Genomic DNA, 13,117 nt, shown 5'->3' on the forward strand with positions numbered 1-13,117 from the left:
AGTCTGTATATGAAATATAAAAGCTTAAATATTATGATGTTCATCATTTTATTTTCAGCTGGCTGTATGTCCCAGCAAGGGGGTAACAATACCATTGATAATGACTCTGAAGAACTGCAACAGCTGAGTGACTCAGAGCTTGAACAGTCAGACAATCACTCTAACCAAGAGGCGGCACAAAGACTGGCTGATATCGCATCAAGCGTACCTGATGTCAATGATGCAAACGTATTGGTTTTCGGGTCGTATACCATTATTGGACTCGATGTTAATGAAGATTTAGACCGTTCAAGAGTGGGGTCGGTTAAGTACTCTGTATCAGAAGCCGTTAAACATGATCCGTACGGTCGTTATGCATTGGTCGTTGCTGATGGCGACATTATGACAAGAATTCAAAAAATGAACACCATGATAAGACAAGGTGAGCCAACAGATGCGGTTATTGATGAGATATCGAATGTTGTTGGACGATATCTTCCTGAAACGCCTACAAAAGAAAAACAACCTAAAAGAGATGAGCCATCCAATACAAGAGGCGACGCTGACGAAGATATAACAAATATTCAAAAAGAACAAGGAAATACACAAAACAATCAGTAAACATAAGAAAGAACCGTCTTAGCGCGGTTCTTTTCTTATTGTTTATACTCATTATAATACTGTACACCGAATTGCGAGCCTTCAGACACCATTTTAGTATTCTCGAAATGATCCTCTTCAGGTCTACCCGCTATAATCAAAGTTTCTGGTTCATAACTAAATAAGTTTCCTCTAAACCGCTTAATGGATTGAGTCAATTTTACACGCCTTTTTTCATCCGAGAAAATATACGTCAAAACTCCTGTGAAGATGGCTATTAAAGTTGAAACGAAGCGTTTCTTGTCCACTATATCCCTCCTCATCGATTTATTAACTGTCTTCCCTAATCAAATTTTTTAAAACATGTTAATACTCGAACGTGTTACAATAGTATTGAACGAGGTGATATGATGAGAGTAAAATGTGTACTTTGCGATACAGTAGAAAATATTGATTCTTACTCATTATTAGCGAAAAAATTAAGAAAACGTCGAGTTCAAACATACATTTGCCCTAAATGCTCTGAACGCATAACTGAAAAAACAAACGAACGTAAACAAGGTGGAAACTTTAAACTATATGAGGAACCACAACGTGACCCGCATATATAATTAAAGTTGCCCAGATATTATAACTGGGCAACTTTTTTATTCCGCATCTTCATGGTTATCTCGTTCACGATGAAGTCTAAATCGGTAAATGCCTAAAACAATTGATGTAATGATTAAAACTTCTACAATTGGTAAATTAAAGAGTGCAAAAGGCATTAATATAAAACAGCCTAAAGTTAATAAAATATAAACAATCATTGATTTCATTAAAGGTAATCTCTTAGCAAAGCCAAGCTTATATGTAATTATAGCTAAAATAACAATTGTAAGATACAAAAACCAAAAGCCTTGCGTTCCACCAATATCAATAAGGAAAAATTCTTCTATTGGTCGAAATTTGAATTGATTGTCCACTAGATTTTGTGAGTTTTCATCCATGTTATATCCTCCTCAAAACATTTCCACCTAAAATCATACATGAATGAAAAACAATAATCTATATTATAAAATCATGTTTTCAAAATTTGTCACATCGTGTACACTTTATTATGATGAGGTGAAAATGTATGAAACATAATCAACTAATGTTTTTATTAGCCGTATTAGTCGTACTTTGCTTTTTATCAACAGCAATTTTTATTAGTTATCGAAACCTTTGGCTCGTAGGCCTAAGCTTATTAGCTGGATTCTCCCTTATGGGTTTAGGATTAAAATTAAAACGAAATTATCAAAACAGAAAATATCACTAGAAAACGCTTGCTTTGTCACAAGCGTTTTTTAAGTGTCTTTTTCTTGGATAAAGGACAATAATGACTCGTGAATGGATTTGTTTGAGCAAATAACCGTGTTACCCATTAGCATATCGATGGAACTCCCATCCACGCGGGTTGTTATACCTCCAACTTCATCAACAATGATTTTCCCAGCTGCAATATCCCACGGCTGAAGTCGCATCGTAATGTAAGCATCAATAATCCCTTCCGCAATAAATGCAAATTCTAATGCAGCCGAGCCATAAGATCTAGTCCCTTTAACTTTTCTAACTAACTCATGAATTTTCTTTTCGTCCAAACGTCTATTAGGGATGGCCCAAAAATTATTTAACCCCACTAAAGCCTCCGTCAAAGTTTTATCAGGATCAATTGGCTTTAATCGTTGGCCATTTTTATAGGCGCCTTCACCTCTAATACCTTCATAGACAACGTCAGACATCACATCATAAATTAGGCCAATCTCACCGATTCCGTCATGGTAAATTCCAATAGAAATAGCGAAAAAGCGTTGCTGATGAACAAAATTCATCGTCCCGTCGATGGGATCTATAATCCATACTGTTCCGTCAAGTGAATGGACTTCTTCACCCATCCCCTCTTCGCCTAAAATTTTATGGTCGGGGTATTTTTCAGTAATATTATCGATAAAGAACTGCTCTGTTTTTTGGTCAATTTCCGTCACTAAATCTTTACGATCACGTTTCGTATCAATTCTATATGGTTGTTGCATCGATGTTTTAATTAATTCTCCTGCTTCGAGTAACCATTCTTTTGCTTGATCTAATAAATGATCTCTATAGTTTTCAATCATACATAGACCCCTTTTATCTTGATTTTTTCTAAACGTTGTATATCATTATAAACTAGTTTTAACATATGCTAAAATAATTTACAGAATAACCACAAAGGAGTGATGATAAGTGGCTCAATTTTTTGACGGGTTCACTCAACAAGATTTTGAAACTTTCAACATTGATGGACTTGACGAAAGAATGACAGCTATTCAAAAACGAATTCATCCAATCAATCGGTGAAGTAATAGCGGACGACCTATCGGCATTAGTTGGGAATGAAATGTTTTTACATATAGCTAAACATGCAAGAAGGACAGTAAATCCACCTTCGGACACTTGGTCGGCATATTGTCACGATAAACGGGGTTATAAAAAGCATCCCCATTTTCAAGTCGGACTGTGGGACGACCATTTATTTTTATGGTTGGCGTATATATACGAAATGCCAAATAAAAGCGATATTGGTGACAAGCTCTTGAAAAATATTGATTTGATTACGTCAAGTATTTCGAACGATTACGTTATATCTTTAGACCATACAAAAAAGGAATCTAAAACGTTGGAAGAAATCGACCTTCGAAAATCCCTTGAACGTTTTAAGAACGTGAAAAAAGGCGAATTTCTAATTGGTAAGCATATCGACAAAAATGATCCGATATTGAAAAACGGCGACGCATTATTGAACGAAATATATAAGACCTTCGAAACATTATCTCCAATTTATAGATTATCCATGAGATAAAAATATGACGCCTTTCCCTTTACGGATTTGGCGTCTTTCTTCGTCTATATATTTCATTAAAATTTCATTCAATTAGTCGTTGAACTAGACTTGGATTATTGAGGGTCTTCTTTCCTATGTGCGTCTATTCATACTTGTTCCCTACACATAAACGTCGTGACGTTAGACATCTTACCGATGGAGGACGTTTTGTAACCGTTTATTGTAAAACCTTTTTGCGTTTCTTTATTTTCCCGTAAACCGTAAATTCCTTTTATCGTCTGGACAATCACTTCACGAATAATGAGAAAAGCCGATACAAGTAGGAAATAAAGAAATACAAAATTCACAGCTACCATCCACCAAGGGTAGAAATGACCGCCTAAATGTTGTAGTTGTGCTTCCGAAAAAAATGTTCTTTCTAACGCAAAAGGTAGAAACCCTAATATAATTATCGCTAATAATACATGCGACATAATCCGTTCGATACGCAAGAACTTTTCCATATAAAAACTCCTATTAATCTTTATAATGTATCGTAACATGATTTTATAGATACATTAAAACATATTTTAATGCTATACAACCTTGCAAAATCGATACCGATAAGTTAAAGGAACTCGGACAACCCCGAGTTCTTTTTTACATCGAAACAGTCTCTTGTTCATCTAGCTTTTTCGCAGCCTGAACCACTTTGTAAGGCACATAGCCTGAATGTTTTTCAAATTGTTTAAATAACGATTTTTCTTCCGCCTTTGATGGAACAACCTGTTTAAAGTTTTTGTAGTTTGTTAAGACATCTTTTGACTTAATTCCTTTTTCGTAAGCTGTCTCAACAACTCGAAAAAACTCAATGACGTTAATCACTTCATCGGTTGACCAATCAAGGTCTATTGGATAATGATATTCCATGTTAAACCTACCTTTTAAAGAAAATTGGCTACAAAGCTGTCCATTTATTTTGAATCGTACTTATTTCCTGTTTTATCGATTCAAATAATTCCTTCACAGTCGGTATATGATTGATTCGCATAGCTACTTGACCAGCCCATGCAAAACCTTCATCATGTTTTCCCTCATGAATATAACGTTTATTAGCTTCACCACTAATATAATCTTTTAAACCTTCATAACCGGCTTCCTGTTCCTCTAATTCTAGGATTTGATCCGTCCATTGATTACGAAGCGCCCTAGCCGGTGCACCGATTGATTTTTTAATCATTACGGTTGACTTTTCATCAGCATTGAGCAGCGTTTGTTTATAGGATTTATGAGCATGAATACATTCTTGTGTGGCAATAAAACGAGTCCCCATTTCAATACCGTCAGCACCTAAAGCTAAGGCTGCCATTAAGCCTCTTCCATCACTTATACCACCTGAAGCGATCACAGGGATTTGTACGGCATCAACGACTTCTGGTGTTAAGACAAATGTTCCAATATCATCCTTACCTAGATGTCCACCACCTTCATGACCGACCACCATGACGGCATCTGCACCAAGTTCTTCAGCCTTAATCGCTTGTCGTTTTGCTGCAACAAGGACTAACTTTTTTGTATTAGTCCCTTCAAACATATCAAGGACAGGCTTAGGATTACCTCCTGTCACTGAAATAACAGGTACCAGTTCATCCACTGCCACTTGTACCATGTTTTCAAATGGTCGTCCGTGCTGACCAATGGCGAAGTTAACGCCAAATGGTCGGTCTGTTAGTTCACGTACTTTATGTATCTCCTGACGTAAGGCATCTTCATTAGGTAAACTCATCGCCGTAATTTGCCCTAATCCACCAGCATTTGATACAGCAGCTGCCAAATCTGCATAGGCTAAATGAGCTAATCCACCCTGTATGATCGGTAATTCAATCGATAATAAATCCGTTACTTTAGTTTTCATAAACTGCCTCCGATCTTTTAACGTAATAGATCTGAAAAAATCCGAACGCTAGGCGCTCGGATTTTTCTCTTTACTTTTATTATAACAACAATCGCAGTGATTGCTATAGATTTTCGTTACTTTATTATGATCAAAATAGTCGATTACTTTTAAACATTTAGCACACACAATAGTCCCCATCTTTTAACCTCTCCTTTAAATTAAGGTATAATAAATGTGTTATTTATAGTATATTATGTCATACTAATAATCGCAATAGGTTACTATTATTATTTTAATAAAATAAAAAGACCGTCACAATTGTAACGGACTTTTAATATTAATTTTCGGATATCTTAATTAAATCTGGATCAAGAAATTCATAGCCTTGTTCCTTTAATCCTTCAATAATATCAGGAAGAGCTTGATACGTCCATTCTCTGTCATGCATCAGAAGGTTAGCGCCATTACTTAAATAAGGTGTATTGACCATAATATCTGCGAGTGCTTCTTTTTCCAAATAACCTTCCATAAAATCATAGCCATAGGACCAATTCATAAGCAGCATACCTTCATCACGTACGAGCTGCTTAGCATAATCCGTATTAACACCGTGTGGCGCTCTAAAGAACTTCGGCTTTTCTCCCGTTATCTCTTCAATTAATTCATTCAAACTGAGGATTTCTTCACGCTGTTTTTCTTGTGAGACGTCGTCAAGCTTCGTGTGACCATATGTATGGTTTCCAATTTCAAAGCCCATGTCATGAATGTTTTTTACAATCTGTTGTTTTTCTTCGCTCTCGATAAAAATCCCATTCACAAAAAAGATGGCAGGAATGTCCTTCTCTTTTAAGGTTTTCGCAATTTCTAATGCATGCTCATCCGGTGCATCATCAAATGTTAACAAAACAACATTTGGATTAGCGTCATCAATTGGTTTGAAGCTCCATACATCTGTCATTTCATATTGAGGCTCTAGTTCCTCACCTTCCTGTGGAACTTCTTCAGGTTGTTCTTCATTTGTCCCGTCGGCTGATTCATCTTCTGTACCTTCATTTTCTTTATTTTCTTCCTCGTTCTCTTCTTCATTAGTTTCTTCTGTTTGGTCATCTTGAGGTTGTTCATGTTGTGCATCCTCTTCATTCTCTAATGGCTCATTTTCAGGTGCTTGGTCATCATTTGAACAAGCTACCATAATTATGATTAAACCTACAAACAAACAGACCATTTTCATTTTGTTTTTCATCGATGTCCCCCCTATTTTCTATAATTTGATTATAAACGAAATCCAAATGAATAAATATACTTTTCGATTAGAAAAATTAAATTAGGGAAAAAGAAATATAGGTGGGTTAAAAATAATTTCTTTTACCTAACCGTTTAAAAGGTGTTTAAGGAAGGGGACTGATTTATTTGCAAGATAAGGTAACCAAAGTATTTTATATATCCTTAGCGATTGCTATCCTATTTATTATATGGGGAACGATTTCTGAAAACATATTACCGAACTGGAATTTAGGTCAGGTAACTGGAAATATCCAAAACTTCTTAGTATCAAAATTCGGGTGGTTTTATTTATTATCTGCAACGTCTTTTTTGGTGTTTGCGATTTTCTTAATTGTTTCTAAATACGGCAATATCGTTTTAGGAAAAGACGGAGATGAGCCAGAATATAATTATTTAACATGGTTTGGCATGCTCTTTAGTGCCGGCATGGGGATTGGCCTTGTTTTCTGGGGTGCAGCAGAACCCATTTCCCACTATAATACGCCACCATTTCAAGTTGGAAGCGACAGTGAAGCAGCCAAAGTAGCCATGCGATATAGTTTTTTTCACTGGGGATTACACCCATGGGCGATTTATTCTGTTTTAGCACTTGCCTTAGCGTATTTTCAATTTCGCAAAGATTCTCCAGGACTCATCAGTAGTACATTAAAGCCTTTATTTGGCGATCGTATGGATGGGGGTTACGGAACTTTAGTCAACGTCATAGCGGTTTTCGCAACTATTTTTGGGGTTGCCACTTCACTCGGTTTAGGCGCACAGCAAATCAGTAGTGGTCTCGGTTTTATATTTGATGGGTTAACCAATAACTTTACCTTACAATTCATCATCATTATCGTCGTAACAATACTCTTTATGATTTCTGCCATTAGTGGTTTGGACCGAGGTATAAAATATTTAAGTACCACGAATATATGTTTGGCTATCTTACTTTTAATATTTATGTTATTTGCGGGTCCAACAAACTTTATCATGAACTTTTTTACGACAACTTTAGGGACTTACATTCAAAAGCTACCTGCAATGAGCTTCCGAATGGCTCCATTTAGTGAGGAAAACACAGGGTGGCTCAAAGATTGGACGATTTTCTATTGGGCTTGGTGGATTGCATGGGCACCATTTGTCGGTATGTTTATCGCACGAGTATCTCGCGGCCGAACAGTACGCGAATTTGTTGTCGGTGTTTTACTTGTTCCAACAATCTTTGGTGCACTATGGTTTGCGGTATTTGGTGGTTCGGCTATTGCACTGGAGTATAATGAAGGCTTAAACCTTTTCTCAGTCATCGAAGATATAGGTACTGAGGCTGCCTTATTTACGGTTTTTGAAAATTATCAATTTACCACTATCACATCAATATTAACGATTTTCCTAATCAGTACTTTTTTCATCACATCGGCAGACTCCGCCACTTTTGTTTTAGGAATGCAAACGACTGGTGGAAGCTTAGATCCTGCTTTACGAGTCAAAATAGCCTGGGGGATTGTACAATCAGCAACAGCCGCCGTTTTATTATGGCAGGGTGGCTTAGGAGCTTTACAAACCGCTTCGATTATCGCAGCCTTTCCATTTGCGTTTATTCTAATTATGATTATCTTTTCAATCATAAAGGAATTTAAAGAAGAAGGAAGGAATTATCCGCTGAAACGGAAAAAACGAGAGGAAGGTTAAAAAGAGAAATAATAGCGAAAGCGTGCCCTTTCTAAAAACATTAAAAAACGGTCTTGATTCGAAAATCAAGACCGTTTTTACATTTAATATTACTTAGCCGTATGAATTGGCATTCCTAAAGCAACATCAGCTGCTTCCATGACTGCCTCACCTAATGTTGGGTGAGCATGAATCGTAAGGGCTAAGTCTTCAGCTGTCATACCAGCTTCAATGGCTAATCCTAATTCAGCGATAATATCACTCGCATTCGGACCAGCAACTTGAGCACCAATTACAAGCCCATCTTCCTTACGTGTCACTAATTTAACGAAACCGTCTGTATCATTAAGTGATAGCGCACGTCCGTTAGCTGCAAATGGGAATTTGGCTGATTTGACATCATAGCCAGCATCCTTCGCATCTTGTTCTGCATATCCTACGCTTGCAAGCTCTGGATCAGAGAACACAACGGCCGGGATAGCAAGATAGTCAACTTCGGATTTTTCACCACTGATAACCTCAGCAGCGATTTTACCTTCATAAGAAGCTTTATGTGCTAATTGTGGACCTTCTACAATATCACCAATCGCATAAATATTGTCAAAGTTTGTACGACGTTGTTTATCAACTTTAATGAGGCCTTTATCATCCATTTCAATACCGATATCTTCTAGACCCATTTCATCCGTATTAGGACGGCGACCAACTGTAACTAATAAGTAATCAGCATCAATAGTTTTTTCTTCACCTTTAACTTCATAAGTTACTTTAACACCATCTTTTGTTTCCTCAACGCCCTGAGCCATCGCTTCAGTTACGATTTCAACGCCTTTTTTCTTTAGACGTTTTTTAACAAGCTGTGTCATACCTTTTTCAAATCCACCAAGAATGTCTTTTGTACCTTCAAGGATGGTAACTTCTGTACCAAAGCTTGCATATGCTCCACCAAGCTCAGTCCCAATGTAGCCTCCACCGATGACTACCATTTTCTTAGGAATTTCTTTAAGGTTTAATGCACCAGTTGAATCTAATACACGTTCTGAGTAAGGGAACGGTTTTAATTCAATCGTGCGAGAACCTGTTGCGATAATGCAGTTATTGAACTTATATGTTTGTGATTGCTTTTCATCCATGATTTTTACTGTGTTTTGGTCGACGAAATAAGCTTCACCTTTTACAATATCAACTTTATTCGCTTTTAATAAGCTTTCAACACCGCCTGTAAGCTTATTAACAACTTGACCTTTCCACTCTTGGACTTTATCAAAATTAACAGATACTTTTTCTGCGACAATTCCCATATCTTCAGAATCAGAAGCTTGTTCATAACGATGTCCTGCAGAGATTAATGCTTTTGAAGGGATACAACCAACATTTAAGCAGACACCGCCTAAATTACCTTTATCGACAATCGTTACTTTTTGGCCCATTTGAGCTGCGCGAATAGCTGCAACGTATCCACCTGGACCTGCACCTACAACTAACGTATCGACTTCTACTGGAAAATCTCCTACTACCATTATCTACGCCTCCATCATGATTAATTGTGGGTCATTTAATAAACGTTTGACATGATTCATCGCATGTTGAGCTGTTGCACCGTCAATCATACGATGGTCAAAGCTTAATGAAATAGCTAATACTGGTGCAACAACCACTTCACCATCACGAACTACTGGTTTTTCTCCAATTCGACCGATACCCAAAATCGCAACTTCTGGGTGATTAATAACCGGTGTAAACCATTGTCCGCCTGCTGACCCAATATTAGTGATTGAGCAAGAAGCACCTTTCATTTCATCTGATGACAGTTTACCATCACGAGCTTTCGTTGCCAACTCGTTGATTTCGCCGGAAATTTCAAACATCGATTTACGGTCTGCGTCTTTAACAACTGGAACTAATAAACCACGATCTGTATCAGCCGCAATTCCGATATTATAGTAGTGCTTGTGAATGATTTCCTCTGTATCATCATCATAAGACGTATTAAGCTCTGGGTGTTTCTTAAGTGTCGAAACAAGTGCCTTAACCACATAAGGTAAATAAGTTAGCTTAATATCTTGCTCGGCTGCGACGTCTTTAAATTTCTTACGATGGTTCACTAACTCTGTTACATCTACCTCATCCATTAATGTCACATGAGGAGCTGTATGCTTGGATTTAACCATAGCGTTGGCAATTGTTTTGCGAATGCCACTAATTTTCTCACGCGTTTCTGGATAATCACCCGTAGGCGCTTGTGGTTGTTTACTGACTTGTTCGTCTGTTTGCTCTGTTGCCTGCTTAGCTGCTTCAGACTGATCACCGCTTAAGAACTGGTCGACATCCTCCTTAAGAATACGTCCATTTTTACCAGAACCTTGGACTTTTTGAATATCAACATCATTGTCTCTTGCGTATTTTCGTACTGAAGGCATGGCAATAACGCGTTTATTCGTATCAACATCAGAATCAGTTTTTGTTTCATCCGTTTGTGGGCTTTCTTGTTTGTCATCTTTTGATTCTTGTTTTTCTTCAGACTGAGCTTCTTCTTTCGATTCTTCTTCATCGTCAGAGCCTTCATCAGATTCATAGCCTTCAGCATCTATCTTTATGACAACATCTCCGACAACCGCCGTCTCACCTTCATCGACTAAAACGTCAAGAACTGTTCCTTCTACTGGTGATGGAATTTCAACAACGGCTTTGTCATTTTGAACCTCACAAAGGACATCATCTTCTTTTACTTCATCACCTTTTTGGACAAACCATTTGGCGATTTCACCTTCGTGAATACCCTCACCAATATCTGGCAATTTAAATTCGTAGGCCACGATCTTTCCCTCCTAATCATTAAAAGTTGATAGATTGTTTAGCTTTCTCGATAATGTCTTCGTAATTCGGTAACCACACTTCCTCAGCTTGTGAGAATGGGTAAACAGTATCTGGTGCAGCGACTCTTAATACAGGTGCTTCTAAATGTAGGATGGCACGTTCTTGGATTTCTGAAACAACACTCGCTGCAATACCTGCTTGACGTTGAGCTTCTTGAACAACAACTGCACGATTTGTCTTTTTAACTGACTCTACAATGGTTTCGATATCAATTGGAGAAACCGTACGTAGATCAATCACTTCTGCATCGATATTTTCTTTTTCTAGTTCTTCAGCCGCTTTTAAAGCAGAGTGTACCATTGCACCATATGCAATTAGTGTAATATCTTGACCTTCACGCTTAACATTTGCTTTTCCTAAATCAACTGTATATTCTTCATCAGGAACCTCTTCACGGAACGAACGATACAGTTTCATATGTTCTAAGTAAATGACAGGGTCATTTTCACGAATAGCTGAAATTAATAACCCTTTCGCATCATATGGATTTGAAGGAATAACAACTTTTAAACCTGGCTGTTGTGCCATGAGACCTTCTAAACTATCAGCGTGCAATTCAGGCGTGTGCACACCACCACCAAATGGCGAACGAACCGTAATTGGAGCGTGCCATCTGCCACCAGAACGGTAACGCATACGAGCTGCTTGTCCACTGATGGCGTCCATTGCTTCAAAAACGAAGCCGAAGAATTGAATCTCTGGGACTGGTCGTAATCCTTGAGTAGACATACCGACGGATAAACCAATGATTCCGGATTCAGCTAACGGCGTATCAAATACACGTTCTTCTCCGAATTCTTCTTGTAAACCTTCAGTCGCGCGGAATACCCCACCGTTTTGGCCTACGTCTTCACCAAAAACGAGCACATTTTCATCATTTTTTAATTCCGTACGTAAAGCATCAGTTATAGCTTGAATCATTGTCATTTGTGCCATCGCTTACTTCGACTCCTTTTCTTTATATTCTTCCAATTGTTCTTGTAAATTATATGGAAGTTCCTCATGCATAATAGAAATTAAATCCGTAACTTGCTGTTTATCCTGTTTGTCAGCTTTCTTAATAGCCGCTTTAATGTCTTCTTTCGCCTTTTCGATGACTTCATTTTCTTTCTCTTCTGACCATAAGCCTTTATTTTCTAAGTATTTACGGAAACGGACAATTGGGTCGCGTTTCTCCCATTTATCATCCATGTCCTCTGTACGATAACGTGTTGGATCGTCCCCTGCCATCGTATGCGGACCATAACGATACGTCATCGTTTCAATTAATGTAGGACCTTCACCATTAATAGCGCGTTCACGTGCTTCTTTAACAACTTGATAGACAGCTAATACATCCATTCCGTCAACTAGGAACCCAGGAATACCAACGGCCGCAGCCTTTTGTGCGATCGTCTTAGCTGCTGATTGCTTTTCAACTGGAACGGATATGGCGAACTGGTTGTTTTGCACAACGAAAATAGCTGGTGCTTGGTAAGCACCTGCAAAGTTAACCCCTTCATAGAAATCACCTTGTGATGATCCACCGTCACCCGTGTACGTAATGGCTACATTTTTCTTCCCTTGCTTTTTTAAGCCTAGAGCGACACCAGCTGCCTGTGTTATTTGGGCACCAATAATGATTTGAGGACTTACTGCGTTAACATCTTCAGGCATTTGATTTCCGTGGAAATGACCACGTGAGAATAGGAAAGCCTGGTATAACGGCAAACCATGCCAAATCAATTGAGGTACATCACGATAAGCCGGCAATATAAAATCATCTTTTTCCATTGCAAAGTGACTACCCAGCTGTGATGCTTCTTGACCAGCTGTAGGTGCATAGAAACCTAAGCGGCCTTGGCGGTTTAATGCAATCGAACGTTGATCAAGAACTCTTGTAAACACCATACGGCGCATTAATTCTACAAGATCATCATCTGATAAACTCGGCATAGCTTCCTCATTAACAATTTCTCCATCTTCATTTAAGATCTGAATCATTTCTAGTTTCTCATCAATACCTTCAAGTG

At 38.0% G+C, this 13,117-nt stretch carries 16 protein-coding genes and 1 pseudogene; 5 read left to right on the top strand and 12 right to left on the bottom strand.

Annotated features, from left to right (window positions below):
• Positions 1–9: 9 nt before the first annotated feature.
• Positions 10–600 (top strand): YhcN/YlaJ family sporulation lipoprotein, encoded by a 591-nt coding sequence (locus BLP77_RS03900; protein ID WP_093855804.1) that lies wholly within the window; start codon positions 10–12, stop codon positions 598–600.
• A 35-nt stretch (positions 601–635) separates the two neighbouring features.
• Here BLP77_RS03900 and BLP77_RS03905 read toward each other — a convergent pair whose 3' ends face one another.
• The gene (locus BLP77_RS03905) at positions 636–887 is read right to left on the bottom strand and encodes a hypothetical protein (RefSeq protein ID WP_093855805.1); all 252 of its coding nucleotides are present in this window, start codon (positions 885–887) and stop codon (positions 636–638) included.
• Positions 888–989: 102 nt separating this feature from the next.
• On the opposite strand from BLP77_RS03905, the gene BLP77_RS03910 reads away from it, so the two are divergent.
• Positions 990–1,190 carry a YlaI family protein gene (locus BLP77_RS03910; RefSeq protein WP_093855806.1) on the top strand — a complete coding sequence of 67 codons (201 nt, stop codon included), beginning with the start codon at positions 990–992 and terminating at the stop codon, positions 1,188–1,190.
• Positions 1,191–1,226: 36 nt separating this feature from the next.
• Here the strand turns inward: BLP77_RS03910 and BLP77_RS03915 are convergent, their stop codons facing one another.
• Entirely contained in the window at positions 1,227–1,568 is a 342-nt protein-coding gene (locus tag BLP77_RS03915) for a YlaH-like family protein (protein ID WP_093855807.1), read from the bottom strand.
• 128 nt (positions 1,569–1,696) lie between these two features.
• Here BLP77_RS03915 and BLP77_RS03920 point away from each other — a divergent pair, with 128 nt between their 5' ends.
• The gene (locus tag BLP77_RS03920) at positions 1,697–1,879 is read left to right on the top strand and encodes a DUF5325 family protein (RefSeq protein ID WP_093855808.1); all 183 of its coding nucleotides are present in this window, start codon (positions 1,697–1,699) and stop codon (positions 1,877–1,879) included.
• A gap of 28 nt (positions 1,880–1,907) precedes the next feature.
• Here BLP77_RS03920 and BLP77_RS03925 read toward each other — a convergent pair whose 3' ends face one another.
• Positions 1,908–2,714 (bottom strand): inositol monophosphatase family protein, encoded by an 807-nt coding sequence (locus BLP77_RS03925; RefSeq protein ID WP_093855809.1) that lies wholly within the window; start codon positions 2,712–2,714, stop codon positions 1,908–1,910.
• Positions 2,715–2,895: 181 nt separating this feature from the next.
• On the opposite strand from BLP77_RS03925, the pseudogene BLP77_RS03930 reads away from it, so the two are divergent.
• Positions 2,896–3,439 (top strand): annotated as a pseudogene (locus BLP77_RS03930) (DUF1054 domain-containing protein).
• A 128-nt stretch (positions 3,440–3,567) separates the two neighbouring features.
• Here BLP77_RS03930 and BLP77_RS03935 read toward each other — a convergent pair.
• The 5 genes from BLP77_RS03935 to BLP77_RS03955 all read right to left on the bottom strand — a co-directional run bounded on the left by BLP77_RS03935 (position 3,568) and on the right by BLP77_RS03955 (position 6,540).
• Positions 3,568–3,924 (bottom strand): hypothetical protein, encoded by a 357-nt coding sequence (locus BLP77_RS03935; protein WP_093855810.1) that lies wholly within the window; start codon positions 3,922–3,924, stop codon positions 3,568–3,570.
• Between the two features lie 136 nt (positions 3,925–4,060).
• Positions 4,061–4,330, bottom strand: coding sequence for a UPF0223 family protein (locus tag BLP77_RS03940; protein ID WP_093855811.1), 270 nt, complete (start codon positions 4,328–4,330; stop codon positions 4,061–4,063).
• 28 nt (positions 4,331–4,358) lie between these two features.
• Positions 4,359–5,315 carry an NAD(P)H-dependent flavin oxidoreductase gene (locus BLP77_RS03945; protein WP_093855812.1) on the bottom strand — a complete coding sequence of 319 codons (957 nt, stop codon included), beginning with the start codon at positions 5,313–5,315 and terminating at the stop codon, positions 4,359–4,361.
• A 48-nt stretch (positions 5,316–5,363) separates the two neighbouring features.
• A complete protein-coding gene (locus BLP77_RS03950) occupies positions 5,364–5,495 on the bottom strand; it encodes a GapA-binding peptide SR1P (RefSeq protein ID WP_093855813.1) in 132 nt (43 codons plus the stop codon).
• Positions 5,496–5,634: 139 nt separating this feature from the next.
• The gene (locus BLP77_RS03955) at positions 5,635–6,540 is read right to left on the bottom strand and encodes a polysaccharide deacetylase family protein (RefSeq protein WP_245686796.1); all 906 of its coding nucleotides are present in this window, start codon (positions 6,538–6,540) and stop codon (positions 5,635–5,637) included.
• A 167-nt stretch (positions 6,541–6,707) separates the two neighbouring features.
• Here BLP77_RS03955 and BLP77_RS03960 point away from each other — a divergent pair, with 167 nt between their 5' ends.
• The gene (locus BLP77_RS03960) at positions 6,708–8,249 is read left to right on the top strand and encodes a glycine betaine uptake BCCT transporter (RefSeq protein ID WP_093855814.1); all 1,542 of its coding nucleotides are present in this window, start codon (positions 6,708–6,710) and stop codon (positions 8,247–8,249) included.
• A gap of 89 nt (positions 8,250–8,338) precedes the next feature.
• Here BLP77_RS03960 and lpdA read toward each other — a convergent pair whose 3' ends face one another.
• From lpdA to pdhA, 4 genes are read right to left on the bottom strand one after another with little or no spacing between them, the layout of a single operon-like run.
• Positions 8,339–9,748, bottom strand: coding sequence for a dihydrolipoyl dehydrogenase (lpdA, locus tag BLP77_RS03965; protein ID WP_093855815.1), 1,410 nt, complete (start codon positions 9,746–9,748; stop codon positions 8,339–8,341).
• Between the two features lie 3 nt (positions 9,749–9,751).
• On the bottom strand, positions 9,752–11,044 hold the full coding sequence (locus BLP77_RS03970) for a dihydrolipoamide acetyltransferase family protein (RefSeq protein ID WP_093855816.1): 1,293 nt from the start codon (positions 11,042–11,044) through the stop codon (positions 9,752–9,754).
• A gap of 19 nt (positions 11,045–11,063) precedes the next feature.
• Entirely contained in the window at positions 11,064–12,041 is a 978-nt protein-coding gene (locus BLP77_RS03975; RefSeq protein ID WP_093855817.1) for an alpha-ketoacid dehydrogenase subunit beta, read from the bottom strand.
• A gap of 3 nt (positions 12,042–12,044) precedes the next feature.
• A complete protein-coding gene (gene pdhA, locus BLP77_RS03980) occupies positions 12,045–13,088 on the bottom strand; it encodes a pyruvate dehydrogenase (acetyl-transferring) E1 component subunit alpha (RefSeq protein ID WP_093855992.1) in 1,044 nt (347 codons plus the stop codon).
• Positions 13,089–13,117: the final 29 nt, after the last annotated feature.

The sequence above is a fragment of the Tenuibacillus multivorans genome, assembly GCF_900103915.1.
In the GTDB taxonomy this organism is placed as follows: Bacteria; Bacillota; Bacilli; order Bacillales; family Alkalibacillaceae; genus Tenuibacillus; species Tenuibacillus multivorans.